General features: G+C 39.9%; 32 protein-coding genes. 4 read left to right on the plus strand and 28 right to left on the minus strand.

Going from position 1 to position 25981, the window contains the following annotated elements; genetic code table 11:
* Positions 1-9: 9 nt before the first annotated feature.
* The 20 genes from ahrC to PQ477_RS00330 form a co-directional block, all read right to left on the minus strand.
* A complete protein-coding gene (gene ahrC / locus PQ477_RS00235; protein WP_035395786.1) occupies positions 10-459 on the minus strand; it encodes a transcriptional regulator AhrC/ArgR in 450 nt (149 codons plus the stop codon).
* Positions 460-649: 190 nt separating this feature from the next.
* Positions 650-1459: a TlyA family RNA methyltransferase gene (locus PQ477_RS00240; RefSeq protein WP_274272798.1), complete on the minus strand. Its 810-nt coding sequence runs from the start codon at positions 1457-1459 to the stop codon at positions 650-652.
* A 6-nt stretch (positions 1460-1465) separates the two neighbouring features.
* On the minus strand, positions 1466-3352 hold the full coding sequence (dxs, locus tag PQ477_RS00245) for a 1-deoxy-D-xylulose-5-phosphate synthase (protein ID WP_274272799.1): 1887 nt from the start codon (positions 3350-3352) through the stop codon (positions 1466-1468).
* A gap of 158 nt (positions 3353-3510) precedes the next feature.
* Positions 3511-4395, minus strand: coding sequence for a polyprenyl synthetase family protein (locus PQ477_RS00250; protein ID WP_035395783.1), 885 nt, complete (start codon positions 4393-4395; stop codon positions 3511-3513).
* Positions 4392-4595, minus strand: coding sequence for an exodeoxyribonuclease VII small subunit (gene xseB, locus PQ477_RS00255; RefSeq protein ID WP_052008054.1), 204 nt, complete (start codon positions 4593-4595; stop codon positions 4392-4394). The genes PQ477_RS00250 and xseB overlap by 4 nt, the downstream gene beginning before the upstream one ends.
* Positions 4596-4614: 19 nt before the next feature.
* The gene (xseA, locus tag PQ477_RS00260; protein ID WP_144559251.1) at positions 4615-5982 is read right to left on the minus strand and encodes an exodeoxyribonuclease VII large subunit; all 1368 of its coding nucleotides are present in this window, start codon (positions 5980-5982) and stop codon (positions 4615-4617) included.
* Between the two features lie 36 nt (positions 5983-6018).
* Positions 6019-6423, minus strand: coding sequence for a transcription antitermination factor NusB (nusB, locus tag PQ477_RS00265; RefSeq protein ID WP_035395775.1), 405 nt, complete (start codon positions 6421-6423; stop codon positions 6019-6021).
* A 117-nt stretch (positions 6424-6540) separates the two neighbouring features.
* On the minus strand, positions 6541-6945 hold the full coding sequence (locus tag PQ477_RS00270) for an Asp23/Gls24 family envelope stress response protein (protein WP_035395770.1): 405 nt from the start codon (positions 6943-6945) through the stop codon (positions 6541-6543).
* A gap of 14 nt (positions 6946-6959) precedes the next feature.
* The gene (gene accC / locus PQ477_RS00275; protein ID WP_035395768.1) at positions 6960-8321 is read right to left on the minus strand and encodes an acetyl-CoA carboxylase biotin carboxylase subunit; all 1362 of its coding nucleotides are present in this window, start codon (positions 8319-8321) and stop codon (positions 6960-6962) included.
* Positions 8322-8340: 19 nt separating this feature from the next.
* Positions 8341-8820 (minus strand): acetyl-CoA carboxylase biotin carboxyl carrier protein, encoded by a 480-nt coding sequence (gene accB / locus PQ477_RS00280; protein ID WP_035395765.1) that lies wholly within the window; start codon positions 8818-8820, stop codon positions 8341-8343.
* Between the two features lie 132 nt (positions 8821-8952).
* Positions 8953-9300 (minus strand): hypothetical protein, encoded by a 348-nt coding sequence (locus PQ477_RS00285; protein ID WP_035395762.1) that lies wholly within the window; start codon positions 9298-9300, stop codon positions 8953-8955.
* 111 nt (positions 9301-9411) lie between these two features.
* A complete protein-coding gene (locus PQ477_RS00290) occupies positions 9412-9954 on the minus strand; it encodes a SpoIIIAH-like family protein (RefSeq protein WP_035395759.1) in 543 nt (180 codons plus the stop codon).
* A 2-nt stretch (positions 9955-9956) separates the two neighbouring features.
* Positions 9957-10607, minus strand: coding sequence for a stage III sporulation protein AG (spoIIIAG, locus tag PQ477_RS00295; RefSeq protein ID WP_060703914.1), 651 nt, complete (start codon positions 10605-10607; stop codon positions 9957-9959).
* Entirely contained in the window at positions 10595-11212 is a 618-nt protein-coding gene (spoIIIAF, locus tag PQ477_RS00300) for a stage III sporulation protein AF (protein WP_274272800.1), read from the minus strand. Before spoIIIAF ends, spoIIIAG begins: the two co-directional genes overlap by 13 nt.
* 12 nt (positions 11213-11224) lie before the next feature.
* Entirely contained in the window at positions 11225-12412 is a 1188-nt protein-coding gene (gene spoIIIAE, locus PQ477_RS00305; RefSeq protein WP_035395753.1) for a stage III sporulation protein AE, read from the minus strand.
* A gap of 15 nt (positions 12413-12427) precedes the next feature.
* Positions 12428-12817, minus strand: coding sequence for a stage III sporulation protein AD (spoIIIAD, locus tag PQ477_RS00310; protein ID WP_035395846.1), 390 nt, complete (start codon positions 12815-12817; stop codon positions 12428-12430).
* A gap of 18 nt (positions 12818-12835) precedes the next feature.
* On the minus strand, positions 12836-13042 hold the full coding sequence (gene spoIIIAC / locus PQ477_RS00315) for a stage III sporulation protein AC (protein ID WP_038481281.1): 207 nt from the start codon (positions 13040-13042) through the stop codon (positions 12836-12838).
* Between the two features lie 26 nt (positions 13043-13068).
* Entirely contained in the window at positions 13069-13581 is a 513-nt protein-coding gene (gene spoIIIAB / locus PQ477_RS00320) for a stage III sporulation protein SpoIIIAB (protein WP_274272801.1), read from the minus strand.
* On the minus strand, positions 13578-14480 hold the full coding sequence (gene spoIIIAA, locus PQ477_RS00325) for a stage III sporulation protein AA (protein ID WP_274272802.1): 903 nt from the start codon (positions 14478-14480) through the stop codon (positions 13578-13580). Before spoIIIAA ends, spoIIIAB begins: the two co-directional genes overlap by 4 nt.
* 123 nt (positions 14481-14603) lie before the next feature.
* Positions 14604-15050: a hypothetical protein gene (locus tag PQ477_RS00330; RefSeq protein ID WP_035395746.1), complete on the minus strand. Its 447-nt coding sequence runs from the start codon at positions 15048-15050 to the stop codon at positions 14604-14606.
* Between the two features lie 159 nt (positions 15051-15209).
* Here PQ477_RS00330 and PQ477_RS00335 point away from each other — a divergent pair, with 159 nt between their 5' ends.
* Positions 15210-15752, plus strand: a complete 543-nt coding sequence (locus tag PQ477_RS00335) for a shikimate kinase (protein WP_035395743.1) — start codon at positions 15210-15212, stop codon at positions 15750-15752.
* 55 nt (positions 15753-15807) lie between these two features.
* Here the strand turns inward: PQ477_RS00335 and efp are convergent, their stop codons facing one another.
* The 3 genes from efp to PQ477_RS00350 form a co-directional block, all read right to left on the minus strand.
* On the minus strand, positions 15808-16365 hold the full coding sequence (efp, locus tag PQ477_RS00340; RefSeq protein ID WP_035395740.1) for an elongation factor P: 558 nt from the start codon (positions 16363-16365) through the stop codon (positions 15808-15810).
* Positions 16366-16453: 88 nt separating this feature from the next.
* Complete coding sequence (locus PQ477_RS00345) at positions 16454-17518, minus strand: M24 family metallopeptidase (protein WP_035395737.1); 1065 nt, start codon at positions 17516-17518, stop codon at positions 16454-16456.
* 48 nt (positions 17519-17566) lie between these two features.
* Positions 17567-18076 carry a YqhR family membrane protein gene (locus PQ477_RS00350; protein ID WP_246117039.1) on the minus strand — a complete coding sequence of 170 codons (510 nt, stop codon included), beginning with the start codon at positions 18074-18076 and terminating at the stop codon, positions 17567-17569.
* Between the two features lie 196 nt (positions 18077-18272).
* Here PQ477_RS00350 and PQ477_RS00355 point away from each other — a divergent pair, with 196 nt between their 5' ends.
* Positions 18273-18656: a hypothetical protein gene (locus PQ477_RS00355; protein ID WP_035395735.1), complete on the plus strand. Its 384-nt coding sequence runs from the start codon at positions 18273-18275 to the stop codon at positions 18654-18656.
* Between the two features lie 21 nt (positions 18657-18677).
* Here the strand turns inward: PQ477_RS00355 and PQ477_RS00360 are convergent, their stop codons facing one another.
* From PQ477_RS00360 to splB, 3 genes are all read right to left on the minus strand, one after another.
* The gene (locus tag PQ477_RS00360; RefSeq protein ID WP_144559254.1) at positions 18678-19574 is read right to left on the minus strand and encodes a patatin-like phospholipase family protein; all 897 of its coding nucleotides are present in this window, start codon (positions 19572-19574) and stop codon (positions 18678-18680) included.
* 128 nt (positions 19575-19702) lie between these two features.
* Positions 19703-20128 carry a transcriptional regulator MntR gene (gene mntR / locus PQ477_RS00365; RefSeq protein ID WP_035395733.1) on the minus strand — a complete coding sequence of 142 codons (426 nt, stop codon included), beginning with the start codon at positions 20126-20128 and terminating at the stop codon, positions 19703-19705.
* A 78-nt stretch (positions 20129-20206) separates the two neighbouring features.
* On the minus strand, positions 20207-21232 hold the full coding sequence (splB, locus tag PQ477_RS00370) for a spore photoproduct lyase (RefSeq protein ID WP_035395731.1): 1026 nt from the start codon (positions 21230-21232) through the stop codon (positions 20207-20209).
* A gap of 144 nt (positions 21233-21376) precedes the next feature.
* Here splB and dat point away from each other — a divergent pair, with 144 nt between their 5' ends.
* A complete protein-coding gene (gene dat / locus PQ477_RS00375; RefSeq protein WP_035395729.1) occupies positions 21377-22231 on the plus strand; it encodes a D-amino-acid transaminase in 855 nt (284 codons plus the stop codon).
* Here the strand turns inward: dat and helD are convergent.
* Both helD and PQ477_RS00385 read right to left on the minus strand, forming a co-directional pair.
* The gene (gene helD / locus PQ477_RS00380) at positions 22228-24531 is read right to left on the minus strand and encodes an RNA polymerase recycling motor HelD (RefSeq protein WP_274272803.1); all 2304 of its coding nucleotides are present in this window, start codon (positions 24529-24531) and stop codon (positions 22228-22230) included. The genes dat and helD overlap by 4 nt on opposite strands.
* Positions 24532-24609: 78 nt before the next feature.
* Positions 24610-25389, minus strand: a complete 780-nt coding sequence (locus PQ477_RS00385; RefSeq protein ID WP_274273605.1) for a lipoate--protein ligase family protein — start codon at positions 25387-25389, stop codon at positions 24610-24612.
* Between the two features lie 170 nt (positions 25390-25559).
* Here PQ477_RS00385 and PQ477_RS00390 point away from each other — a divergent pair, with 170 nt between their 5' ends.
* Positions 25560-25946, plus strand: a complete 387-nt coding sequence (locus PQ477_RS00390; protein WP_035395727.1) for a rhodanese-like domain-containing protein — start codon at positions 25560-25562, stop codon at positions 25944-25946.
* The last annotated feature ends 35 nt before the right edge of the window (positions 25947-25981 follow it).

Genomic DNA, 25981 nt, shown 5'->3' on the forward strand with positions numbered 1-25981 from the left:
CCCACCTCTTTAAAGCATATTTAAAAATCGTTCTGTGACGGTTTCGCCATTTTTCTCGGTTCGACAAATAATGAGAATAGTATCATCGCCACATATCGTTCCCATCAATTCTGGCCAGTCTAGATTATCAATGAGAACAGCAATCGCATTGGCGTTACCAGGCATTGCTTTCATAACGACTAAGTTTCCAGACTGATCAATGCTTATAAAGCTATCGGTTAATATCCGCTTAAGTTTTTGCTGCGGGTTGAACTTTTGATCAGCAGGTAAGCTATATTTATAGCGTCCGTCCTGCATAGGAACCTTCACTAAGTGCAGTTCTTTAATATCTCTTGACACAGTCGCTTGCGTAACGTTGTAGCCATCACTTCTTAGTTGATCAACTAAATCATCCTGTGTCTCAATTTCTTTGTTTGTTATAATTTCTCTAATTTTTATATGGCGTTGTCCTTTAGTCATGCCATCACCTTACCTTTTAACAAATTCATTACGGTTAGCCTCTTCTATTATCTATGCTTTGCTTGTTCTGAGAAAGAATTCAGAAAAGAACAGTTGATTAAGCTGTAAAGAAACCCTCTTCTGCAAGCAAGAAAAAGATCATCATCGTGTCCAATTCATCGCTAGTATAAAAGAGGGTATCTTTCGTTATTTACTTTCGAAGGGCTTGCGCCGCTTCTACAATGTGTTCAATTGTTTCAGTAGTCAATTCCACCTGTTCCACTTGTTTTTTCAGATGAAGTAAAAATTCGATGTTGCCGTCTCCACCTGTAATTGGTGAGTAGTCTAGCGCCAGAGAGCTAAAGCCAAGCTCATGAGCCACTGTTAGAACGGAACGAATCACATGCTTATGCACGAGGGGATCACGTACAATGCCTTTTTTTCCAACATGTTCTCTTCCTGCTTCAAATTGAGGCTTGACTAGCGCAATAACATCGCCATTATTAGCAAGAATCGTGTACAATGGTGGTAAAATCAACCTCAAAGAAATAAATGATACGTCTATTGAAGCAAATTCTGGTTGTGCTTTGGCAAAGTCGTCTTTTGTCGCGTAACGAAAGTTCATTCGCTCCATGACTGTCACACGCTCATCTTGTCTAATTTTCCAGGCTAATTGATTGTACCCAACATCAACAGCATACATCGCTTTTGCATGGTTTTGAAGTGCACAGTCTGTAAACCCTCCCGTTGATGAGCCAATATCTAGACCTACTTTGTCTGCTAGCTCTAACTCAAAGACGTCAATTGCTTTTTCTAATTTTAACCCTCCGCGACTAACGTATTTAAGCGTATCTCCTTTAATGCGTAAAGGAACGTCTCTGTCTACTTTTAAACCCGGTTTATCCAAGCGCTCATGCTCACTGTAGACGAGTCCAGCCATAATACTTCGCTTTGCTTTTTCTCTTGTGTCAATTAGTCCTCGCTCAACTAATACAACGTCGAGCCTTTCTTTTTTTCCCATTTGTCGTTAGGCTCTTTTCTTTTTTAGTGGTAGTTCAGAAAGAAGAACATCCGCTATTCGCTCAGGTGTTAAGCCAATTTCCTCGTACAATTCCTTTACACTTCCGTGCTCGATAAACCAATCTGGTACACCAAGTCGTTTTATAGACGCTTGTAGACCCTGATCATTGTAAAATTCCATTACAGCACTTCCGAAGCCACCTTGAAGAATTGCTTCTTCTACCGATAAAATAGGTAGCTCTTCTTCAGCAATTTTGCGAAGCATGTCTTCATCAAGTGGTTTAACCGAATTCGCATTAACAAGTCGAACATTATACCCTTGTGCTGTCATGTTTTCAATTGCTTTCTCAGCCACTGGAATCATTGTTCCAAATGTAAGAATGACCGCGTCTGTTCCTTCATTTAATACTTCCCATTTGCCAATTGGTAGCTGCTTTAATTGTGCGTCCATCTTTACGCCCGTCCCATTTCCTCTAGGGTATCGAACGGCAATTGGGCCATCATCGTATTTTATCGCTGTATACAGCATATGTTGAAGTTCATTTTCGTTTCTAGGATTCAAAATAACCATATTTGGTAACGCTCTTAAGAAAGAAATATCGAATACACCTTGGTGGGTTTCTCCATCCGCTCCAACAAGACCCGCTCGGTCGATGGCTATAAGTACATTAAGATTTTGACGACAAATATCATGAACAACTTGATCGTACCCTCGTTGCAAGAACGTTGAATATACGGCAAATACTGGCTTCATGCCTTGGGTAGCAAGACCAGCAGACATTGTTGCTGCATGCTGCTCAGCGATTCCAACATCAATCATTCTTTCTGGAAATTCTTTTGCAAACAAATCAAGTTTTGATCCACCTGGCATTGCTGGCGTAACAGCAACGACACGCTCATCTTCACGAGCAATGGTTTTTAACGTATTTGCAAAAACACTAGGGTAACTTGGTGGCCCAGATTTTTTAACCATTTCCCCGTTTTCGATTTTATATGGGCCTGTTCCATGCCAAGCGCCTGTTGCGTCTTCTTCTGCTGGCTTGTAGCCTTTTCCTTTTTTCGTGACAACATGAACAAGTACCGGTCCACTTACCTTCTTCGCATAATTTAAGTTGTTTTTTAAATCGTCTAAATCATGACCATCCACTGGACCCAAATACGTAAAGCCCATCTCTTCAAAAAAGATTCCTGATACAACCATATATTTAAGGCTATCCTTTAGACGTTCCGCTGTATCAGCAAGCTTTCCACCAAATGCAGGAATTTTTCTTACTAACCATTCTAAATCGTCCTTCGCTCGCTGATACTTTCCAGCTGTACGGAGCTTTCCTAGAATATGATGCAACGCACCAACATTTGGTGCAATCGACATCTCATTGTCGTTTAAAATAACAATTAAGTTCTTTTGTTCATGTCCGATATGGTTCAACGCTTCTAACGCCATTCCACCGGTAAGTGCACCATCCCCAATGATGGCAACCACACTTTCGTCCGTACCTTTTAGATCTCTTGCTGTCGCCATGCCCATTGCGCCAGATAGGGAAGTAGAGCTATGACCTGTTTCCCATACATCGTGTTCGCTTTCATTTCGCTTAGGGAAGCCGCAGAGTCCTTTATATTGACGCATTGTATCAAACTGATCTGCTCGTCCAGTTAGTATTTTATGGACATACGCTTGGTGCCCTACATCCCACAAAAACTTATCCCTCGGTGAATCAAACAATTGGTGAAGTACGAGGGTCAATTCGACAACACCTAAATTTGGCCCAATATGACCACCATTTACAGATAGTTTTTCAATTAAAAACTGGCGAATATCTGTCGCTAACTGTTCAAGTTGTTTATTCGTATAATGTTTAAGAAAGCTGGGATCTTGTATTTCTTCAAGGTTCATAAACGAAACCTCCATTTACTCTTCATTTTTTATCTTTATCTCGTTAAGATGATGTACGTCTAGTATAACAAAAACAAGCCTATCTAGAACAGTAATACCCTGTATTGTGAACCATACACCATTCTCATAAAAAAAACCAGCCAAACGATGCTGGTTTCTTAACGATCCCGATTAACAATATACGTTGCCATATCTTCAAGCAGTGTGTTTCGTAACCCAAGTTCATTTAATGACTGTAGTGCTTGGTCGTAATGACTGGCTAGCATTGCCTTTGCTCCGTCCAGCCCCAATATGCCAGGATACGTACTTTTATCATTATGTACATCGCTACCGACTGGTTTTCCAATCGCTTCTACGTTGCCTTCAAGATCCAGGATATCGTCTTTAATTTGGAACAACAATCCGATTTCTTTTCCAAAGGCACTTAATTTCCTTTGGACATCTGGTGTGGTTCCAGCAATAACTGCGCCTGCTTCAACAGCGAAAGCGAGAAGCTCACCTGTTTTACGATTGTGAATAGATGCGAGTTCATTTACATCGAGATTTTTCCCCTCTGCAAACATATCGGCAAGCTGTCCACCGACCATCCCTTTTGCACCAGCTGCTTCACTAAAAAGGGAAATAAGCTGTAGCTTGGTTTCAGCCTTGAAATGGGAAATTTTTGAGAGAAGATAAAAGCTGTGTGTTAAGAGAGCATCTCCTGCTAATATCGCTGTCGCTTCGCCAAACACTTTATGATTGGTTGGTTTTCCACGTCGAAGATCATCGTCATCCATTGCTGGTAAATCGTCATGAATCAGCGAATAGGTGTGAACCATTTCTAGCGCACAAGCTACTTCAAGACCATCTTTTATCGGGAGCTTGTATGCATCTAAGACGGCCATCAACAGTACTGGTCGAACTCGTTTTCCACCAGCCTCTAACGAGTAAAGCATCGCGTCTTTTAAACGGCTTTCTGCATCTATGGTACGAATGTATTCCGGTAATTCTCGTTCAATTAATTGCTTGGTTTCGTGAAGGAACAATTCAAATGTGGTGCTCACTCTTGTTCCTCCTTCTGAACGTTCAGCTCTAAGATTTCACCATCTTCGGTCATAATTTGGTCAAGCTGCTCTTCAATTGAAACTAATTTATCATGACACGTTTTTGATAAGCTAATGCCTTTTTTATAAAGGTCAATGGCTTTCTCCAATGCAACATCCCCTTGTTCAAGCCCTTCAACAATTTCCTCTAGTTGTTTCATTGCTTCTTCAAACGGAATATCATTCTTCTGTTTCTCCACCTTGGTCAACTCCTTCGTGTATGATTTCTTTAATCACGCCTGTTGCCCGTCCATCTTTAAAAAGAAGGCGAACTTCAAGGTTTTCTTCTAGCTCATCTACAGATTTCACGAGCTTGTCTTCATTCTCACTATAAATGAGAGAATAACCACGGTTCATGATTTTTAACGGACTTAGCAGTTCAAGTTGAGCGAGAAGAGACGTCAGCTGGTTTCGCTTAACCGTCACTTGATTTTTTAACGCTTGACCTAATCTATGATCCAATACGTTTAACTCTTTTTTCTTTAATGCAGCCGCTGCTTCTGGATGATGACGCAAAAAGCGGTGTTGTATGGATGTATAAGAAGCTCGTTTTTCTTTTGTAAATCGCTGCATTTCTCGATTCATTCGCTCAACCGCTTGGTCTAACTGCTGTTCCTTTTGCTCAACGAGCTGCCTTGGGTAACGAAACGCATAGGAACGCTTAGCATATTGGAGTTGCGCCCGTTTCTTTTCAGCCATTTGCACCATGGCTCTTACCAACCGCTGTTTGTAATGATTTACTTGCCGTAATTGTTCACGAACATCAGGCACAGCAAACTCTGCTGCTGCTGTAGGTGTAGGCGCCCGTAAATCGGCTACGAAATCACTAATGGTAAAATCTGTTTCATGCCCCACTGCGGAAATAACCGGTATAGACGATGATCCAATGGCTCTAACAACGCGCTCTTCGTTAAACGCCCACAACTCTTCCATTGATCCTCCGCCTCTTCCTACAATAATGACGTCAAAAAGAGCTGCTTGATTTGCTTGAAGTAATGCCCGTTCAATTGAATCAATTGCTAAATGGCCTTGAACTGCAACTGGAAAAAGCGTCACGCGAATGTTAGGCATTCTCCGTTTTAACGTCGTCATAATATCACGTATGACTGCACCTGTTTGTGAAGTAATAACAGCAATATGCTTCGGATAAACCGGTAAAGGCTTTTTACGCTCATCAGCAAACAAGCCCTCATGTTCCAGTTGTTTTTTCAAGCGCTCAAAGGCAACATGCAAGCTTCCTATTCCATCTGGTTGCATTTCTTTAGCATAAAATTGATACTGTCCATAAGGTTCGTACACATTAACCTCGCCCCTTATGAGCACGTTCATTCCGTTTTCAGGAATAAAGCGCAAATGTTGATTGTAGCCAGCGAACATGACCGATTGCATTCTCGCATTCGCATCTTTAACGGTAAAGTAAAGATGTCCTCTAGAATGACGCTTTACGTTCGAAAGCTCGCCACGAATCCACACTTCCATTAATTGTGTATCGTTCTCAATTAACCGCTTGATGTAACGAGTCGCTTCACTAACGGACCATGCTTCCATTATAGCCCTCCTTCCGCTTTCACTTCTCCCTACACGTTATTGATCTTTTAAGGCTGTTTCATATGCCCCTGATAGTACGCCATTCATAAAGCGTCCTGATTCTTGTCCACCAAATGCTTTGGCAAGCTCAATCGCTTCATTTAATGAAATGTTTTTTTCAATATCCTCTATATAGAGCATTTCATATAAAGCCATTCGTACGATTGAACGGTCAACATGACCGAGTCGATCAATGGTATAGCCTTTTAAGTTCTGACTAATAAAGTGATCAAGCTGTTCTTTATATGTTAACGTTCCTTTTACTAAATCTAGAAAGAATTCGTTTGATTCCTCTTCCTCAGTGAGCGTGTTCTCGATTGCTTGATCAACCGTTAGTGTTGACACTAAACTAAGCTGATAAAGAACTTGGACGGCTCGAAGTCTTGCCACACGTCTATTCATAGTAAACTCCTTTATTCTTAATCCTGTTCATTATAACGTAAAATCTTGTCTAGGTAAAAACGCAAAGAAAGAGAATCGACCATGGTCGATTCTCTTCTCCATATCATCGTCTTACTTTTATTCAACTTCTTCTTCCGTGGGTGCGTTTGGTGTATCAAAATAGACGCCCACAACATGAACATTTATTTCTGTTAATTGAATGGCAGTCATCGTTTCAAGGGCTTGTTGAATATTTAACTGAATCAACTTTGCCACTTCTGGAACCGATGCTCCGTATGAAATAACAATAGAGACATCAACGATAATTCCTTGTTCTGTTAAATCAACTTTAACACCTTTGCCGTGATTTTTGCGGCCTAATCGTTCTGCTACATCAGCAGCGAAATTACCTCGAAGTGCTGCCACACCTTCAATTTCTTGTGTAGCGATTCCAGCAATAACTTCAATTACTTCTGGTGAAATTTCAACTTTTCCTAAACCGTTTTTTTCTTCTTCTAACTCAAGTAATTGATGATCTTCCATTATGCACGACTCCTTTACGATTGTTTAGTAGGTATGACTTCATAGTCTTCAATAAATTTCGTATTGAAATCTCCAGAAACAAACTTTTCATGATTAAACAAATGTAAATGAAATGGAATCGTCGTATCAACGCCATCAATTTCAAATTCTTCAAGCGCTCGCTTCATCTTCGCAATCGCTTCGTCTCTTGTTTCACCGTGGGTAATGACTTTAGCAATCATAGAGTCATAAAATGGGCTAATTCGATAACCAGGATAAGCTGCCGAATCGACTCTTACACCAAAGCCACCAGGAGCAAGATACTCTTGAATCGTTCCAGGTGAAGGCATGAAGTTTTTAAGCGGATTTTCAGCGTTAATACGACATTCAATTGACCAACCTTTAAACGTAATATCTTCTTGTTTAACACGAAGTTTTTCGTTGTTGGCAATTCGAATTTGTTCTTTCACCAAGTCAATTCCCGTCACCATTTCTGTCACAGGGTGCTCTACTTGAATACGGGTGTTCATTTCCATGAAATAATAACTGCCTGTATGGTGATCAAATATAAATTCAACCGTTCCAGCTCCTGAATACTCAACAGCTTTTGCAGCAGCAACAGCTGCCGCTCCCATTTCTGCACGTTTTTCAGGCGTAATGGCTGGAGATGGGGTTTCCTCTACTAACTTCTGAAGTCTTCTTTGGATCGAGCAATCACGTTCACCTAAGTGAATGGTATTCCCGAAATTATCAGCTAATACTTGTATTTCTACATGTCGAAAATCTTCTATATACTTTTCTAGATAAACACCCGGATTACCGAAAGCCGTGGCTGCCTCTTGCTGGGTTACGGAGATTCCCGATTTCAACTCTTTTTCATCACGCGCAACGCGGATACCTTTTCCGCCTCCGCCAGCCGTTGCTTTAATAATGACTGGATAGCCAATTTTTTCAACAACTTGTTGGGCATCCTCAAACGACTCAATGATTCCTTCTGAACCAGGCACTACTGGAACTCCAGCAGCTTTCATCGTCTCTCTTGCTACATCTTTTGTCCCCATTTTACTAATGGCTGACGGACTCGGACCGATAAATGTAATGTTGCAATCCCCACATATCTCTGCAAAATTGGCATTCTCGGATAAAAAGCCGTAACCGGGATGAATCGCATCTGTTTCAGTTAATGTCGCAACGCTCATTAAGTTCGTGAAGTTCAAGTAGCTTTTTGTTGACGCGGTTGGTCCGATACAAAAAGCTTCATCCGCTAATTGGACGTGCAATGCATCCGCATCGGCTTCAGAAAACACTGCAACTGTTTCAATTCCGAGCTCTTTACAGGCTCGAATAATACGTACCGCTATTTCTCCTCTATTTGCAATCAATACTCGTTTTATCATAACTTGTCCTCGCCCCTAGCTATTGACGTTCAACAACCATTAACGGCTGCCCGTATTCTACTAGTTCTCCATTTTCAGCAACAATCTCGACGATTTTCCCTTTTGCTTCAGAAACAATTGGATTCATTAATTTCATCGCTTCTACGATACAAACAACCGTATCTTCATCAACTGTATCGCCTTCTTGTACGTATGGATCTGCGTCCGGTGAAGGAGCTGCGTAAAACGTTCCCACCATTGGAGAGGTAACCGTAATAAGGTTTTTGTTTTCCTGAACCGGTTCAGCAGCTGGCTCTGTTTTTGGAGCCTCTTGTACTTGTGTAGGTGCTTGATTCGTTGTTGTAGCTGGTGCAACAGCTTGTACAGTTTGTTCACTCACTTGGGTCGCTACTTGCTTTTTCAATGATAGTTTCACATTCTCTTGTTCTAACTCAAGCTCATTTACGGAAGATTGATGTAATGCATCTATTAAGGTTTTAATTTCTTCTACTTTTAACACAATAAAACAACTCCTTATGATTGACAATTCTTCTTAGAAACTTCGTCTACTTTATAGACTTCTCGATAAAACTCTAGAATCCTCTATGTATGCTTATCTTTGTAAACAAAGAGGAAAGAGGGTTTCCCCTCTTTACTCAGCTGGTTCTGTTGGGTTCGATACCTCTGTTTTATATTGGCGAAACACAGGAAACTCAGACAAGTTATCAGGGATTTTCCCATTTTCTAACAAAATAATTTTGACGACGTTTTTATTTCTCGCCATGTGAAACTTATCACCGTATTCATTTTCTTGAGTGTACTGCTTTAAGTTTGTATAGTCTTCTTCTTGAATGGAGACACGAAACGAGTCGCCATCCTCATCTTGGACTTCTTCAGAAAAGCCTACTTCGAATTCAACGATTTGTATATGATCGTTTTTAATGTTTCTGGTTTGCTCAAGGACAGCCTTTGCCCCTTCTGTTAATTCGGACCAATCCATTACAATCTCTCCTTGTTTCATTCTACATTGCTGTATTATACCATGGGTGAGGATGGATTGCATTCTGAATCTAAAAAGAGGACTTGAATTGCTTCAAGCCCTCTGTTTCTATTATTCTCCGTGCTTTACATAAACTTGGTCTTGATCCGTCAAACTTAACTCTTCACGAGCAAGTGACATAATGGCTAGCGCTTCAGTTTTTGAAAGCGCGTCTGCTTGAACCAATATCTCAATTTTATTATCTCCCGTTTGAACAAGTGCATCTGAGTAGCCAATTTCCTTAATTAATTCCTCTAATTGCTCTTCCACATCTGTCACAGCTAGTACTTCAAGCGCACGATCATTCGCAGCAACTTTTTCTTCTGCTGTTGTTTCTGAACTTGCAGCTTCACGACTAACCTCTTCTGCTTCTTTTAATCGAACTTCTTCACGCTTTAAACGAGCCTCAGTCATCGTATCGCTGCCAGATACTTGGCTTAACAACTCCTCATTTGCATCTTCTTCGTTCAGCCCGTCCAGTACTTGTTCAGCTTCTTCTAGTAGATTATTTGACGTTGCTTCCTCACCAGAATCATTTAACACATAGTACGTTCCTAATACGAGCATTAGAGATAACATTGTTAGTAGCCATACTGTTTGTTTTTTCAAGACCATTTTTATTCCTCCTCGATTTTTCTAGGTAATACCGATACGCGATGGGGGGCAACATCCAATAAGCGTGTAACCGCTTCTACAACAAATGCTTTTACTTGAATGTTTTCCACTCCTTCCGCCACAACAAGAACGCCCGCAACGGAGGGTTTTTCTGTTGAGCTCACTAAAGGCTCTTCTTTATCGCCATTACGGATAATGACAACAGACTCTTCTTCTTGAACATCTTCTACTTGGCGTGTCCCACCTTCTCGATCGGTTTCTGAAGTTGTTTGTTTACCTATGCGCACATTCTTTTCATACACATGTCGTTCAGATTCCGCTAAATTAACGGTTACGGATACTGCATTCACTCCAACAATTTCCGTTAATAGATCTCTTAACTCGTTTTCGTAGCGCATTTCATAATCTTCCATCGAGTTCCTCTCAGCTTCTTTTGCAAATACTGGTGTTGCGTCCTCTTCTTCTGGGGCTACAGCAGGGAGATCCTCTTGAGCTGGTTGATACAGTTGACCTAAAAGCATGAAGAGTACGCCAATACCGCCTAAGAGCAACAGATACCTGGGCGAAATGTTCCGTTTTTTTTTATCCGGCTGCTTCGGTAACCATTTCTTAAACCAGTCTGTATCTTTTGCTTCATTATTCAATTCACCCATCCCCCTTCCTCTTTTAGCGTTATGACTGAACTCGGCACTCCCCAAATGTCCGCTAACATCGAAATCACATCTTGCTCCTCATAAGAAACCGCATCTTCCTTAGATTCGGTTTCGCCAATCATAATTGAAACTGGCTCTACCTCATCTGTCCGAGATGTGCTTGTACGTTCTTCTTCTTGATAAGGAACAACAACTACTTCAATCTGTGTGAATTCTCCGTTGTTATCTTGAATGATGGAAAGGTCCGTGACCATGAGGTCTTCTTCTTTTTTCAAGTCTCCATTTGCTTGGTCTTTTAATTGGACAGCCACTTGTTCAGATGTATATGCATCAAAGAACCGTTCTATATCTTTTTTTTGCGAATTTATTTCTTCTTCTACATTTATTTCCTCTGAAATCGTTTGCTGTATGACTTCATTTAGCCATTCATCTGGATCTTCGTAGAATATGTTCAGAACTGGTTGGAGCAAAAAAAGGAGTAAAAGTAAACTCATTGTGATTTTTACGTAGTTCTTTAATTTGGTGTTCGGTAAAGCCATTTCCAATACAACCGCTAGAAGAATAATGATAACGATCGATGTTATCCATTCGTTTATATACGTCATGCTCTTCCCCTTTCATCGCATCATGAAGGCAATATTGCTTGCAGCAACCATAATCGTGATTGCTAAGAAAAACATAAAGCCGATTAACGCCATTGCAGCAAATATATACAAAACAGCTTTGCCAATGATGGCTAAGCAATCAATAATTGCGCCATTTCCAAGAGGTTGTAGCACGGCAGCGGAAAGTTGGAAAATCAATGCAATGGAAAGAACCTTTAAAGCTGGAAACGCACAAATCGCCAGCAGCATAATTAAACCGCTCATGCCGATTGTATTTTTCAGTAATAAGGATGCGCTCATAACCGTGTCCGTTGCGTCTGTAAACATCCGTCCAACAACCGGGATGAAGTTGCCTGCAATAAATTTTGCGGCTCGGAGTGTGAGACCATCTGCAGCTGCTGCTGTTGTGCCTTGAACAGACACAGCGCCTAGAAAGACCGTCATAAATACGCCGAGCAAGCCTAGCGATAGCACTCGAAAGAGATTCGATAAGCGCGTCACTTTGTAATCGTCTGTAAACGTACTCACGATTCCAAGAACAGCAGAGATAAACAACATTGGCAATACAAATGTTTTGACTAAGATACCACTCGTATGCACTAAAAATATGATAACCGGATGAAAAAGTGCTGAACTCGATAGCCCACCGAGAGAAGCCATTAATGCGAGCAACATTGGCAAGAGCGCTATTGAAAAGTGAATCATAGCGTCAATCGCTTCAATGGCATAAGTCATCGCACTATGAAAGCCATTCATTGCAATCATACACAGTACAAGGAGCGTAACCGCATACGCTGTTTTGCTTACCGTGTGCTGCTCAAACGCACTTTGAAACGACTGTAAAATGTATGAAAAGATGGTTAAAAGCAAGATCATACCAAGCAATTTCCCATTTAAAACAAGTTCATGAAGCAAATATTTAATGAAGCCGATAAACCATTCTTTAACATCAAACGTTTTCTCACCAGTTAAAAAATCAGTTAGAGAACCTTTCTGACTCTCTGGCAAAAAACCGCCGTATTCATCAACGATTTCATTCCAGAAAACTTGTATCTCATCCATTTTCAGAATATCAATCTGTTCCTCTACTAAGTCATGAAGGGCTTGTGTTGGGTCCTCTTCTTCCGCAGAAACCCTTTCAACGTTAAAGGTGATAAAGAGCATAAGCATGGTGGCAACAAAAACCAGTTTACCTTTCATTTATGCTTGTCCTCCTTACGATGGGAGTAAAGCGAGAATCATTTCAATCACTGCTTTAATGATTGGAATCGCGAGGACAAGAATAAAAATTTTCCCTGCTAATTCAATTTTACTCGCTATAGCCGCTTGACCAGCATCCCGTGAAATTTGAGCACCAAATTCTGCTATATAGGCAATCCCAATTATTTTTAAAATCGTTTGTAAATAAACTGTGTGAATATTTGCTTGTACAGCTAAATCATTAATTAATTGAATAACACTGGCTATCTCGTCGAGTAAAAATAAGAAAATGAGTGAGCCGACAAACAGCGTTAGCAAAAATGCAAAAACAGGCTTTTGCTCTTTCACAATTAAAGCTAAGAACGTGGCGATAAGACCCAAACCAACAATTTGTATAATTTCAATCGCCGATCCCCTCCACTTCTAAGCTTGGAATAAGAAAACGCTTCTTATTTTTTGAAACAAATCATCTACAATGGTTGCAACCATATAGAGAACAACAACAAAACCAATTAACGTCACCCAATGGGCCCAGTCTTCTTTCCCCATTTGTTTAAGAACTGTATGCAACATCGCTACAATAATGCCGATCCCTGCTATTTGAAAAATGGTATTTACATCATAGGCCACGTTACTGTTCCTCCTTTTCACTTGCACTACATCATTAGAATGATAATTAATAAACCTGCTAACACACCTAATGTTTTGTACATTTTTTCATACCTTTCTTGAAGACCTCTTGCTTCTTCTTCGTCTCTTTCTAAATGAGTTTGCGTTAATTTCAACTGCTTTTGCTGATGGTTTCTATCCATTGTCCCGATAGTCGCACCAAATTGAAGCAAGACTTCCTTTTCTTTTTCTTTCAAAGATAGGGATTTCCATGTCTCCTCAACGGCCGCTTCCCATGCTTCATTGGCAGTAGCTTTTCGTTCGGTTAGCTTTAGTGAAAAAGATGCAAATAACGCGGCAACAGGGCCATTTAGTTGCTTGGAAATATTAATGGATGCCTTTGCTAAAGGTGTTTGTCCATATACGATCTCTGCTTCAAGAGATTGTAGTGCTGACCGCAACTGCCGGATATGCTGCGGACGTTCTTTAAGAAGTCGTGCCTGATAAAATCCGTAAGCTGTCGTACAGCAAACAATAAGAAGCGCTCCTAGCCATCTCATCGTTGATAAACCAATGAAGGAATGCGTATTTTGCTAACGGCACCTGGATATGGTGTTCGTCCAACTTCAATAACACGATCAAACGCTTGCTCTTTAAGAAGTTGTTTAAAAATTGGCCGTTTCGCTATCTCTTCAAATGAGTACCCATGAGCAGTTGCCATGATGACAACTCCAGCATGTCTCGCTTCAAGAATGGCTTGAGCATCTTCTTCTCTTCCAATTTCGTCGACGATCATCACTTGCGGAGACATGGAGCGAATCATCATCATCATACCTTCTGCCTTTGGGCAACCATCTAATACATCTGTTCGTGAACCTAAGTCGTGTTGGGGTGTACCATTCATACAACCAGCTATTTCTGAACGTTCATCCACAACCGCTACTTTACTCGCCGGAATGGTTGCTGTTCCTGTACTAACATTTCTGGCTAGATCACGTAATAATGTTGTTTTTCCTGTTTGTGGGGCGCCAATAATTAATGTATTGCGCCAGCCGTTTTTTCCGTCATAAAGCTCAGCCACAAGCTTATTTGATACACCTAGCTTTTGTTTTGCAACTCGAATATTAAAAGAACGAATAGGACGAATCGTTTTTACTTTTCCATTATCCAAAATCGTTTTTCCAGCTAACCCTACCCGGTGCCCGCCTTCAATAGTGATATAACCCTTTTGAAGCTCCTCTTCAAATGCGTATAGCGAGTACGCACTAAGTTGATTTAGAAACATATTTGCATCTTCTTCTGTAAAGAAAGTGGAAGAAAATAACGTCTTATTCGAAAACAAGCATTCAACCGGCTGATTAATACGTAAGCGGATCTCTTCTATACTTTTGTTCGTTTTCATCGCTTGTGTAACATAAGCCTCCACGTGTTGAGGCAGCAAGTTCAAAATTGACTGCATTAGCTTCTACCTCTCTTACTTGGATTTTCTAGACATAGAACGCTTTGCACGTTTTGTATTACGTTATGTAAAAGTAGACAAGTTAAGAACCAACCTACACAACAAAAAAAACGATCTCCTTTGTTAGGAAACCGTTTTGTTATCTAAATCTGCATACAACACTTGCTGAAGCGGGAGCAAACGCTTCAGTAATTTTCGTTGCTGAATCACTTGGCCGTCCGTCCTCAGATGAACAAGATGTTCAGGTAGTTGAATATGGGTACAGGAGCGAACATGATCTCTTACCAACATTTGAATAATAGCGTGGTGAGCGTCTGTTCCTTCTGTTGTAATAATCGTGATTGATGGCTGGTGATCGCTCTTAAGACCACGGAATAAGCGTTTCAAATGGAGATAAGGCGTTTTTTTAGCCGGAATAATAAACACTAAATGTGTCGCTCGGTTTTGATTAAGATCATGAACTGACATCGTTTCAAGGGAATAAGCATTGATAAAGGGATAAGTCATTTGTAAATAAGCTGTTAAACCGTCTGCTTTTTTAGATTGACCGTTAATAACGGAAACATTCATTTAAACACCCCTTATTCTTATTAATTTAATCGGGATTAAGATACTACTAGTTTACGTCATTCAAAGGGATAGTGCAACACCGTTTTGATTAAATTATTCGGCACCATCCTTTATTTCTTGCTATACTGGGACATAATGCATAAAAGTGAGTGTTGACTAGTGAATAATTTGCCTTTAATTGAAAGAAACATCGTTCTCGTTGGATTTATGGGTGTAGGGAAGACAACGGTTGGACGTTTACTTGCCCAAAAGCTTTATCGAGATTTTATTGATATTGATGCAGAAATTGAGCATGCGCAAGGGATGTCTATTCCCGATTTATTCCGGAAACATGGAGAACCATATTTTCGCGAAATAGAAAAAGAACACGTGCTTCATGCTAGCGCTTCAAGAATGAAAGTCATTTCTCTAGGCGGTGGTGCGTTTACACAAGAAGCAATTCGCAACTACTGTTTAAAACATTGCCTGGTTATCTTTTTGGACATACGTTTTGATTCTTGGAAAGATCGCATTCATATGCTCACCGGTAACCGTCCCATTTTAGAAGGAAAATCAGTAGAAGAATTAGAAGACCTTTACACATCAAGACAACAAGCCTATGCACTAAATCATTCACAAATGACTACAGACTCGTTAACAGCAGATGAAATCGCAAGCTATTTAAAAGAGTCATTAATTACTGCATATGAATTAGAAAAATAAAAGCCGCCGCAATCATTAAGATTGCGACGGCTTTTCTATTTCAACTTTAACCCTACTACGCTCTTGATACATAAGAAGAGTTTCTCGTATCAATAATAAGCTTATCCCCTTGGTTAACAAAGAAAGGCACTTGAACAGTTAAACCCGTTTCCACTGTAGCCGGCTTTGTTCCACCTGAAGCAGTATCGCCTTTAATTCCCGGTTCTGTTTCAGTCACTTCTAACGTCACCGTGTTCGGTACTTCTACGCCTAAAGTTTCACTTGCAAATGTAATAACATGTACTTCCATGTTTTCTTTCAAAAACTTCAGTTCATGTTCAATTTGCTTTGTTGGAAGCTCTAGCTGCTCATACGTTTCATTATCCATAAACGTATGCATATCGCCACTTTCATACAAGTACTGCATACGGCGATTTTCAATGTGCGCTTTCGCTACTTTTTCTCCAGCGCGAAACGTCCGTTCTTGGACAGCACCAGTACGCAAGTTACGCAATTTTGACCGTACAAATGCAGCTCCTTTACCTGGTTTTACGTGTTGAAACTCCATCACTTGCCAGATACCATTATCTACTTCAATCGTTAAACCTGTTTTAAAATCATTAACTGATATCATTCTATATCCTCCAATTAAACACTCTTATTCCCAATAGTTACTATACCACAGCTTCACGAGTGTGTCTCCGCCTTTTCCGATTCCTCTTTTAAAGGATAATAAGTTCTTTTGAGGAATAATTTAATCGTTCATTTCCCGTTTCCGTAATTAAAATATCATCTTCAATTCGTGTTCCGCCAACACCAGGAATATAAATACCCGGTTCTACCGTTACGACCATGCCTGGCTGTAACGGCACATCTGATGCCATTGATAAACCAGGCGCTTCATGTACTTCCATTCCTAAACCATGACCTGTAGAATGTCCGAAATAGTCCCCGTATCCTTTTTCTTTAATATAATCACGCGTTAGCGCATCTGCTTCTTTGCCAGTCATCCCTGGTTTTATGCCATCAATCCCAAGTTGCTGTGCCACACGAACCGTTTCGTAAATCGTTTTCAACTCATCGGAGATGTTACCAACGGCGAGTGTACGTGTAATATCAGAGCAATACCCTTCATAATAAGCGCCAAAATCTAACGTAACTAGCTCGCCACTTTCAATGGTTTTTTCAGAGGCAACACCATGTGGTAAAGCAGATCGTACACCTGAAGCGACGATAATATCAAAAGACGACGAGACAGCACCTTGTTTGCGCATAAAAAACTCTAGTTCATTTGAAACGTCAATTTCTTTGATCCCTGGTTTAATAAACGTTTGAATGTGCGCGTACGCTTTTTCGGCAATATCAGCGGCTTTTTTCATCGTTTGTATCTCTTCTGGCGTTTTGATAAGGCGGAGCGGTTCCACCATTTGATTGATTGCAACGAGGGTTGCACCTGTTAACGTTTGCTCCAATTGTTCATATTCTGCATATGTAAGTTTTGTTTTTTCAAATCCTAATTTCTTAATGCCTAAAGAACTTGATTGAACAGCAATTTCGTTCATGAGCGTCCCAGCTTGTTTCACAATTTGAAAACCATGAACTTGTTCTTCCGCTTGTTCCACATAACGAAAGTCAGTGATGAATCGTGCATCCGTTTCAGTAAGGAGCACTGCACCTGCTGTACCTGTAAATCCAGTAACGTAACGACGATTAATCGGACTCATGATTAAAAACCCATCCACGTCATGGTCCCGTAATTTCTTTTGCAAAGACTGAATAATAGTCATGCGACTCCCTCATTTCTAAATGGTTAATAAGAGAATTGTAGCACAACTTCATTCAGCTTTAAATGAATCTTCCTTTGACATCGGTTCATTTTGTTCAGCATACTCATAAGAAATGGAATAGCCGATGAATAATCCATACAAAATAAAGAGACAAAGTGTTGTCACAATCGTGTTTAATGAATAGCTTTGAACAGGTTTGAGATCAACAATAAACGGGTTAAGTATATAAAATACAATGACCCAAAGCAAAACACCAAATCCTACACCTGGCCACATGCTATTCACTTTTTGTAACGTCCACTTATAGAAAAAGGCGATGCCTATTGAGAGAATGGCAATGACAGCAATGCCAACGAGTTGACCAGTGTGACCTAGCTTCCAGTCTCCTAAAGCCCACGGCAGTAAGACAAAGGACGGACCAACTTCTGTTAAATGAAAATAGTAGCTACTATAGCCTATAAACGACCAAATTAAACCGCCAAAAAAACCAATAAGAACGACTTTCATTGGAAATCCCATTTGTTTCGTGTCAATGATTTCTTGATCCATTTTATTCATACGATCAACACCTCCACTAGTAGGATGTCCTTAAAAAAACAAAAACATGACTTTTTTTAACAGGATACCTCTTATTTTTAAAAAAACTGTCGAAATAGAAATGTATCATGCACTTGATTGCGTTGTGTCATTCACTTTATACTGTAAGTAGAAGAACGTGATCGATTGTTCATGTCCATTTAGGAAGGGGATTGTTATGAAGAAACTCTTTATGATTTTAGTGCCGATTATTTGTATACTGGCTTTTATCCAAATTCTTTCAAACATTCCTTACTTTTTAAGCGCCATTGGGGGTATGGCTCTTTTTGCTGGTATGATTTATCTCGGTTACCGGTTTTACTTATCCAAGCGATATGGCGTGCCGTTTAAAGGCCGAACATCAAAAGGACCGAACCGATCACAAATACGAAAAGCACAGCGAACAAGCACCGTAAAGCCTCAAACAAAAAAAACATTCTCTCCTTCTGTTAAGCAAAGAGAATTAAATCAAAAACAGTTAAAAAAAGTTCCAAAGCGTCGATCTTCTCCTCATTTAACGGTTATCGAAGGAAAGAATACGAAAAAGAAGAAAAAAGCGTAACTATGCTTTTTTCTTCTTTTTTTATCCGCTCCAACTTGTTAAAAATTGTGCCGTTTTCTCCTTACCTAATCTAATCATCTTCTGTTTTTCTTCATCAGTTAAATCAAAATCAGTTGCTTTAATATGTTCAACCGGTATAAATACAATATTGCGCGCATGATCCTGACTTATGTAACGTGCGTCATGTGCATGCGTCATTGTCTCAAAAATCGCTTTATACAAATCAAAAGCATTGTGCACTTGATTAATAGGACGTTCCCCTTCTTTAGGGGATAATTGAAATCCAATGACTGGCCTTTTATAACCACCTCGCACACCATCTTTGAAAACCCACATCGGAAAATTACTTAATAAACCGCCATCCACAATATAGGAAGGCTTGTTCCCAACAGCTTGATTTTTTAATTTAACCGGTTCAAAAAAATAAGGAATGCTACAACTCATTCGTACAGCAGTCGCCACACTAAATCGGTTTGGGTCTAATCCGTACTTCGGTAAATCATCTGGAATGACCACCATTTGACCTCTTGTGACATCTGATACAACGACTCGTAACGAACTCGGGGCTAAGTCACTAAACGTTCTGACTCCTTTTTGTTCTAATTGTTCTTTAATCCACTCTTCTAATTTATCCCCTTTATAGAGACCCATTCGGAAATAGAGGTTTAACCATTTCGTAATTTTAAAAGGCATAACCGCAAGACGTTCATCTCGAAATGTTGCTACATCAAGAGAATTTAACATCGTGAAAATGTCTTTACTTGAATAACCGGCCATTAGAAATGCCGCCACAATTGAACCGGCACTTGTACCTGCAATGCGTTCAAATAAAAGCCCTCTCCTTTCCGCTTCATCAATGGCTCCAACAAAGGCAAAAGCTTTCACCCCACCACCAGCAAAGACAGCATCGACCTTCAATACGATCCCCCCTTTTACTTTAACTGTATGAGCAAAAGGGGTTGACTCATTTCTTATCAACCAAAAAGCAATGAAAACAAAAAAGATGCAAGGCATTGTTAACCCTTGCATCTCCCTTAAAAACCCTATTAATCAGCTTGATCGTTTCGTTTCTGAATATCTCTTAATGTTTCCAGTCTACTTTCTTTTTCTTGAAAGTACTGAACTAAATCACCGATTCGATCGATCGCATCCCAGCTAATATGATGCTCAATCCCTTCAACATCTTGATAGATATGATCTTCATTCACACCAATAATTTTCATGAAATCTTCCAACAGTTCATGTCTGTAGACTAACCGCTTTCCAATTTTATTTCCTTTTGCTGTTAGCATCAAACCTCTATATCGTTCATAAACAAGATAATCGCTTTTGTCTAGCTTTTGTACCATTTTCGTTACCGAAGAAGGGTGGACTTCAAGTGCTTCTGCAATATCAGATACACGGGCATAGCCTTTTTCTTCAATCAACATATAAATACGTTCTAAATAATCTTCCATGCTCGGTGTTGGCATAGAATCCCCCCAATCCAAAGCGGACATAAATCCATTCACTCTTATCTTACTATAAAATGGGAGGAAGAACCAAGGAGATTACGTGAAGTATTCAATTTTCGCTTGTGGGAAAAAGCGATCAATATAGTCAGTTAACGTATTACGCAGCTCACCGGCTTGTTCATCTTGGTAGACATATTTCCCTCTACCGTAGCGTCCCCACTTGTATTTGCGTTCTTCCTCTTCCATTTCAAGCTTTGATTTCGGATAGCGTTTTTGAATAATTCGCTTTGCCGTTTTTGTAAACCGGTGCTGAATCATTTCAAACGTGAGGTCTTTTTTGGCATAAGCAGGTAAAATCGCTTCTAGTCGCTCAAACAATTCGAGATAGCCTTCTTCCCAACCTTCATGCCAAATAATTGGCGCAACGATAAATCCTAATGGATAATCCGCTTTCGCTACTTTTCCTGCTGCTTCTATTCGTTCTAAAAAAGTAGATGTCCCCGGCTCGAAGTATTTAATGACATGTGCCGCATTAACGCTAAAACGGAAACGAGTATTCCCGTTATGCTTGGCATCAAGTAAATGGTCAACATGATGATATTTTGTAACAAACCGTAAACGAGCGTGATCGCGCTCACCCATAAACTCAATTGTCTTCTTTAAAGAGTGGGTTAAATGATCGATGCCAACAATATCAGATGTACAAGCCGCTTCAAATCGAGTTGCTTCTGGGGCTCGTTCTTTAATATATCGATCAGCAGATTCATAAATATCTTCTAAATTTACATATGTGCGAATATATGGCTTATCTCCAAGAGTCGTCTGCAAATAACAGTAATGACAGTGACCCATACAGCCAGTCGCTAAAGGAATCGCATATTCTGCTGAAGGCTTTGATGTATCAAATTTTAACGTCTTACGAACACCAATAACGAGTGTAGATTTAGCATTTCGGTATTTTTGATTATCATTCTTTCCTGGAATATTCCGCACTTGGTTGTGAGAGGTTGTTTCTCTAATTTCAACGCCCTCTTTTTTAAACTTTTCATATAGCTGTTTTCCTAACGGATAGTCAAGAGCACGTGGCTCAATATATACTAGCTGAGGATAAAAGGGTCTCACGCTCAACTTCCTTTCCTACTTTGATACTACTATCGTGCTTAAAAATCAAAATTTCATACAAAGGTTTTTGAACGTTATTGACAAATTGTTAAGGATTACGGAAAATAATAAGGTAAATACGATAAAAAAAGCGAGGGCATCTTAATGACATACGTTCTCTATAACGATTCAATTCTTGATGAAAATGACGTGGCAATTTCTTATAAAGATCGTGGCTATCATTTTGGGGATGGCGTCTATGAAGTCATTCGCGTTTATAACGGCCAATACTTCACCCTTGATGAACATTTAACTCGACTTTATGAAAGTGCAAAAAAAATTGAGTTAGAAATTCCTCATTCATTTGAAGCATTTAAAACACTGCTACACGATTACAAAGAAACATTAAAAACGGAAAACGGCTCGATTTATGTGCAAATTACCCGAGGTGCTAGTGACCGCAATCATTTGTATACGAAAGAAGAAAAGCCGGTTATCCTTGGCTTTGAAGTAAAAGGAAAAAGTGTGGACACTAAGCAAGAACAAGGTGTCGCTGCTTATGTAACAGAGGATGTACGCTGGCTTCGATGTGATATTAAGTCATTGAATTTACTTGGAAATGTTATGGCTAAACGAAAAGCGTTTGATCATGATTGTGAGGAAGCCATTCTCTATCGTGAATCAGGTGTAACGGAAGGATCATCTTCCAATTTATTTTTAGTTAATAATGAGACTCTTTATACCCATCCAGCTAACAACCTCATATTGAACGGGATTACACGGCAAGAGATTTTAGCGATTGCAAAAGAACTCAAAATTGGGGTTATAGAGGAACCATTCCCTAAAGAAGTACTCCTGCACGCAGACGAAGCATTTATTACCAGCACTTCACTAGAGATCGTGCCTGTTCATACGTTTAAAGGTGATATTGAAGCGACTATTTCTGTTGGTACTGTAACGAAAAAGCTTCAGCAAGCATTAAAAGAACATGTACAAAAGAAAACAAACGCATCCGTTTAGGATAGCGTTTGTTTTTTGTAGGCAGACTCATCAATTTCCTGCAAGAAACGAGACGGCGCTCCTACAGAGAACAGCGCAAGCTCATGCATCGCTCGTGTACATGCTGTGTACAAATGAAACCGTTCTTGCTCCGTATGAAACTGCTGGTCCGACGCATTAAAAACAAGAACGGAATCAAATTCTATTCCTTTTGCTAAATAAATTGGTAGCACTACAATCCCCGTATCGTATTCATGATGATCCTCTGTAACAAGCTGAATCGTTAGCCATTCACTTAACGTCGCATGGGCTTTTTTCGCTTCTTCAGCTGTTTTTGTTAAGATTGCAATGGTTTGATACCCTTCGTCTTGTGACGATTCAATGAACTCTACCATAGGCTTAATGACGGTTACTTGATTGGCCGCCTGAACAATGGTCGGCTGTTTTCCGTCTCGATCAAACGGCTCCACTTTCTTCGGCTCTGGCAATAGTTCACGGCTAAACGACATAATCGGTTTTGTCGATCGATAACTCTTTTTAAATTCAATGTACGTGGATTCTTTAGGAAGACCTATTCCAGCTAATAATTCTGCAGCCGTACCGAACTGATGGTTTAAGGATTGCGAATAATCCCCAACGATTGTAAAACGGGCACGCGGATATAACATCTGCAAATACATTAATTGAAATGACGAATAATCTTGAGCTTCATCAATAAACACATGTTTAATTGATCGGTCTACTTGCAACCCTTTTAATTGATCCAACAAGTATAAATAAGGTGTGGCGTCTTCATAGGGCATTCGTCCTTCGCCAAGCTCGTGGACGGTAAACAAAGCTACTTCTGAAAACCCATCAATCTTCTTATGACGATCCGAAAGTAGAAATTGTTCGTACATTGCATCACTATCTAAAAACGAAAACGACCGCACAAGTCGCTGTAATGGCTTAAATGCTGCTTTAGCAATCCGTTTTGCCAGCAATTTTTCTTGTTGCTCTTCAAGATCAAATGTATCGCTATTTAATTGCTTCCCGTCTACTTGATGGTAAGTCTGCATTAATGTCTCTTTATCGGCAAGCTCTCGTTCTTGTTCCACCCAATCACTGGAGCGCTCTTTACCTTCTTGCTTAGCAAGCTCCTTTAACAGCCACTCAGCCGTAAGTTTTAAGCGGTTTTGAAGCGTAATGGAATGATCTAAGCAGTAAAAGTACGTTTGAATATCTGTTTTTTTCACAATCGTACTGCCTTTAAAGCGTAGGTCTTTAAACAAAACACCGTCAATTTCAAGTTCAGCCAAATAATCGTCCAAATAGTGTTTGAATAAAGGGCTCGATTTTAATTCAATACTACGTTTCCGTGTACGATAACGCTCTGTTGTCTCATTTGAGAGCATAAACTCCAACTGTTCAAAATGATTCTCGACTTCAAATTTTTTCCCTAACCGTTTATATAAGTAACCTTTTAAAGTTTGCTGAGTCATATTTTCTTCACCTAATTCCGGAAGCACAGTCGAAACATAGTTTGAAAACAACTCATTTGGAGAAAACAATATCAACTGCTGCGCATCCAGCTGCTCTCGGTGTCGAAATAATAGATAGGCGGCTCGCTGCATTGCAACAGACGTTTTACCGCTACCAGCTACTCCTTGCACAATTAAAAAGCGGTTTTTTTCATTTCGTATCGCTTTATTCTGCTCTTTTTGAATGGTAGATACAATGGTTTTCATGGAAGTGGACGCTTGATCACTTAGCGCATCCTTTAATCGTTCATCTCCAATCGCAAGAGAGGTATCAAACATCGCTTTCAGCTGACCTCTGCGAAACACATATTGCCGCTTCCCAACTAAGTCAGCCTCTATCTTACCAGCAGGCGCATTGTAGGAAACTGGTCCAATCTCTGCGTCATAATACACACTTGAAATTGGCGCTCGCCAATCATAGATAAGAAACTCTTCTTCCGACTCGTTCATTAATGAGGCTAACCCAATATAAATAGGATCTTCTTGCTTCTGTCCTTCTTCTTTTAAATCAATCCGTCCGAAATAAGGGGCGTTAGCGAGTCTACGTAGCGTCTTCATTTGCTTTTTCATAACATCGCTGCTACGCTCTCGCTCATGTAAAAGCTCTGCTTGCTGACGGATACTAGAGATTGTTTCTTCAGCATCCTCCGTATTGGAAAAATTCATTGTTACATTATCCCAAAAGGTTTCTTTTATTTCTTTTTCATCTTCGTGCACACCTTCAAGCTGTTGCTTTAATAGCGTTTGTTTTGTACGAATAAAGGCATGAATAAATGCCGCACGTTCATATTCATATTGCAAAAAAACACGTCCCTCCAGCAAACTCCTTTTAACCGTATCGTCTATAGTAGCACAAACAATTTTTCCTCTTCAAGGTTTTCATCTCTTATAATTCCACTCGTCGTTTTCATACCGATCTTTTGCAAGCTGCTGGACTTCCTTTTCTTCCTCCGCTGTTAACGTATAAGGTTCAAGGATAATCCCTAGTCCTTTTTCAAATCCGCTTTTAAATGCATGAACAGCTTCTTGCATAGAAACAGGCTTTTCCCTTAACTCATTAATGGCTACAGCTTTTTTTAAAAATTGCTGCTGCATTCGTTCTCGCAATCGGTTCGAGCGATAATGAAACAAATCGAACAGCTTGTCGACGTCAAAATTGAATACGATTGAGCCATGCTGTAAAATGACCCCTTTTTGTCTCGTTTGAGCGCTTCCAGCAATTTTTCTACCTTCTACAACAAGTTCATACCAAGACGGTGCATCAAAACAAACAGAAGAACGAGGGTTTTTTAACGCTTCCTTTTCTTGCTTACTTTCAGGAACAGCAAAGTAAGCAGAGAGCCCTAACTCTTTAAACCCTTCAAGTAGACCGGTAGAAATGACACGATACGCTTCTGTTACAGATGCAGGCATAGCGGGATGCTGCTCTGAAACGATAACACTATACGTTAATTCATGCTCATGAAGTACACCTCTCCCTCCTGTGGGACGACGTACAAAACCTAACTCTTTTTCTTTTACTTTTTCCATATTGATTTCTTTTTCTAACTGTTGAAAGTAGCCAATGGATAGCGTCGCGGGATTCCAACCATAAAACCGAATGGTTGGGGGAATGGCACCGCTACTATGCCAATTTAATAACGCTTCATCTAAAGCCATATTGTAAGAGGGTGTTTTGTTTCCGGAATAAATAAATCTCCAAATTTCAGTCAACTAAATCGCTTCCTTCTTGTTGTTGTTTTCGTTTTGCCATACTTACGATTGAAAAACCTACGCCCTATCGATATAATAAAGAAAGATGAAACATTGAAGGGGAGTTCGCTAGAATTATGGAATTACAGACTATTATTCTTATTGTGCTTACAGTTGCATTACTTACATTTATCGTTGTCCGGTTACGTACACCAAACTATTTAAAAACACTATCTCAAGATGAGTTTATTAAAGGCTACCGAAAAGCGCAACTTATAGATGTTCGTGAGACCCGTGAATTCGACGGCGGCCACATTTTAGGCGCACGAAATATTCCAATGTCTCAGCTTCGTCAGCGACAAAACGAAATTCGCAAAGATCAACCTGTGTATATTTACTGTCAATCAGGGGCTCGAAGCAAACAAGCAGCAAAACTTATTAAAAAGAAACGAGGAGCCGAAGATATTTCTCATCTAAAAGGCGGCTTCCGAAAATGGACAGGTAAAGTAAAAAAGAAAAAATAAACGAAAAGCAGCTGTTGTGCACAGCTGCTTTTCTT

It is taken from the genome of Shouchella hunanensis (genome assembly GCF_028735875.1).
Classification (GTDB): domain Bacteria; phylum Bacillota; class Bacilli; order Bacillales; family Bacillaceae_D; genus Shouchella; species Shouchella hunanensis.

What these genes read in the sequence shown, in the direction of transcription:
- ahrC (WP_035395786.1), bottom strand. Translation starts at nt 459, where the DNA reads ATGACTAAAGGACAACGCCATATAAAAATTAGAGAAATTATAACAAAC.
- PQ477_RS00240 (WP_274272798.1), bottom strand. Translation starts at nt 1,459, where the DNA reads ATGGGAAAAAAAGAAAGGCTCGACGTTGTATTAGTTGAGCGAGGACTA.
- dxs (WP_274272799.1), bottom strand. Translation starts at nt 3,352, where the DNA reads ATGAACCTTGAAGAAATACAAGATCCCAGCTTTCTTAAACATTATACG.
- xseB (WP_052008054.1), bottom strand. Translation starts at nt 4,595, where the DNA reads ATGAAACAACTAGAGGAAATTGTTGAAGGGCTTGAACAAGGGGATGTT.
- xseA (WP_144559251.1), bottom strand. Translation starts at nt 5,982, where the DNA reads ATGGAAGCATGGTCCGTTAGTGAAGCGACTCGTTACATCAAGCGGTTA.
- nusB (WP_035395775.1), bottom strand. Translation starts at nt 6,423, where the DNA reads ATGAATAGACGTGTGGCAAGACTTCGAGCCGTCCAAGTTCTTTATCAG.
- PQ477_RS00270 (WP_035395770.1), bottom strand. Translation starts at nt 6,945, where the DNA reads ATGGAAGATCATCAATTACTTGAGTTAGAAGAAGAAAAAAACGGTTTA.
- accC (WP_035395768.1), bottom strand. Translation starts at nt 8,321, where the DNA reads ATGATAAAACGAGTATTGATTGCAAATAGAGGAGAAATAGCGGTACGT.
- PQ477_RS00285 (WP_035395762.1), bottom strand. Translation starts at nt 9,300, where the DNA reads ATGGATTGGTCCGAATTAACAGAAGGGGCAAAGGCTGTCCTTGAGCAA.
- PQ477_RS00290 (WP_035395759.1), bottom strand. Translation starts at nt 9,954, where the DNA reads ATGGTCTTGAAAAAACAAACAGTATGGCTACTAACAATGTTATCTCTA.
- spoIIIAG (WP_060703914.1), bottom strand. Translation starts at nt 10,607, where the DNA reads ATGGGTGAATTGAATAATGAAGCAAAAGATACAGACTGGTTTAAGAAA.
- spoIIIAF (WP_274272800.1), bottom strand. Translation starts at nt 11,212, where the DNA reads ATGACGTATATAAACGAATGGATAACATCGATCGTTATCATTATTCTT.
- spoIIIAE (WP_035395753.1), bottom strand. Translation starts at nt 12,412, where the DNA reads ATGAAAGGTAAACTGGTTTTTGTTGCCACCATGCTTATGCTCTTTATC.
- spoIIIAB (WP_274272801.1), bottom strand. Translation starts at nt 13,581, where the DNA reads ATGAGATGGCTAGGAGCGCTTCTTATTGTTTGCTGTACGACAGCTTAC.
- spoIIIAA (WP_274272802.1), bottom strand. Translation starts at nt 14,480, where the DNA reads ATGCAGTCAATTTTGAACTTGCTGCCTCAACACGTGGAGGCTTATGTT.
- PQ477_RS00330 (WP_035395746.1), bottom strand. Translation starts at nt 15,050, where the DNA reads ATGAATGTTTCCGTTATTAACGGTCAATCTAAAAAAGCAGACGGTTTA.
- efp (WP_035395740.1), bottom strand. Translation starts at nt 16,365, where the DNA reads ATGATATCAGTTAATGATTTTAAAACAGGTTTAACGATTGAAGTAGAT.
- PQ477_RS00345 (WP_035395737.1), bottom strand. Translation starts at nt 17,518, where the DNA reads ATGACTATTATTCAGTCTTTGCAAAAGAAATTACGGGACCATGACGTG.
- PQ477_RS00350 (WP_246117039.1), bottom strand. Translation starts at nt 18,076, where the DNA reads ATGAATAAAATGGATCAAGAAATCATTGACACGAAACAAATGGGATTT.
- PQ477_RS00355 (WP_035395735.1), top strand. Translation starts at nt 18,273, where the DNA reads ATGAAGAAACTCTTTATGATTTTAGTGCCGATTATTTGTATACTGGCT.
- mntR (WP_035395733.1), bottom strand. Translation starts at nt 20,128, where the DNA reads ATGCCAACACCGAGCATGGAAGATTATTTAGAACGTATTTATATGTTG.
- dat (WP_035395729.1), top strand. Translation starts at nt 21,377, where the DNA reads ATGACATACGTTCTCTATAACGATTCAATTCTTGATGAAAATGACGTG.
- PQ477_RS00385 (WP_274273605.1), bottom strand. Translation starts at nt 25,389, where the DNA reads ATGGCTTTAGATGAAGCGTTATTAAATTGGCATAGTAGCGGTGCCATT.
- PQ477_RS00390 (WP_035395727.1), top strand. Translation starts at nt 25,560, where the DNA reads ATGGAATTACAGACTATTATTCTTATTGTGCTTACAGTTGCATTACTT.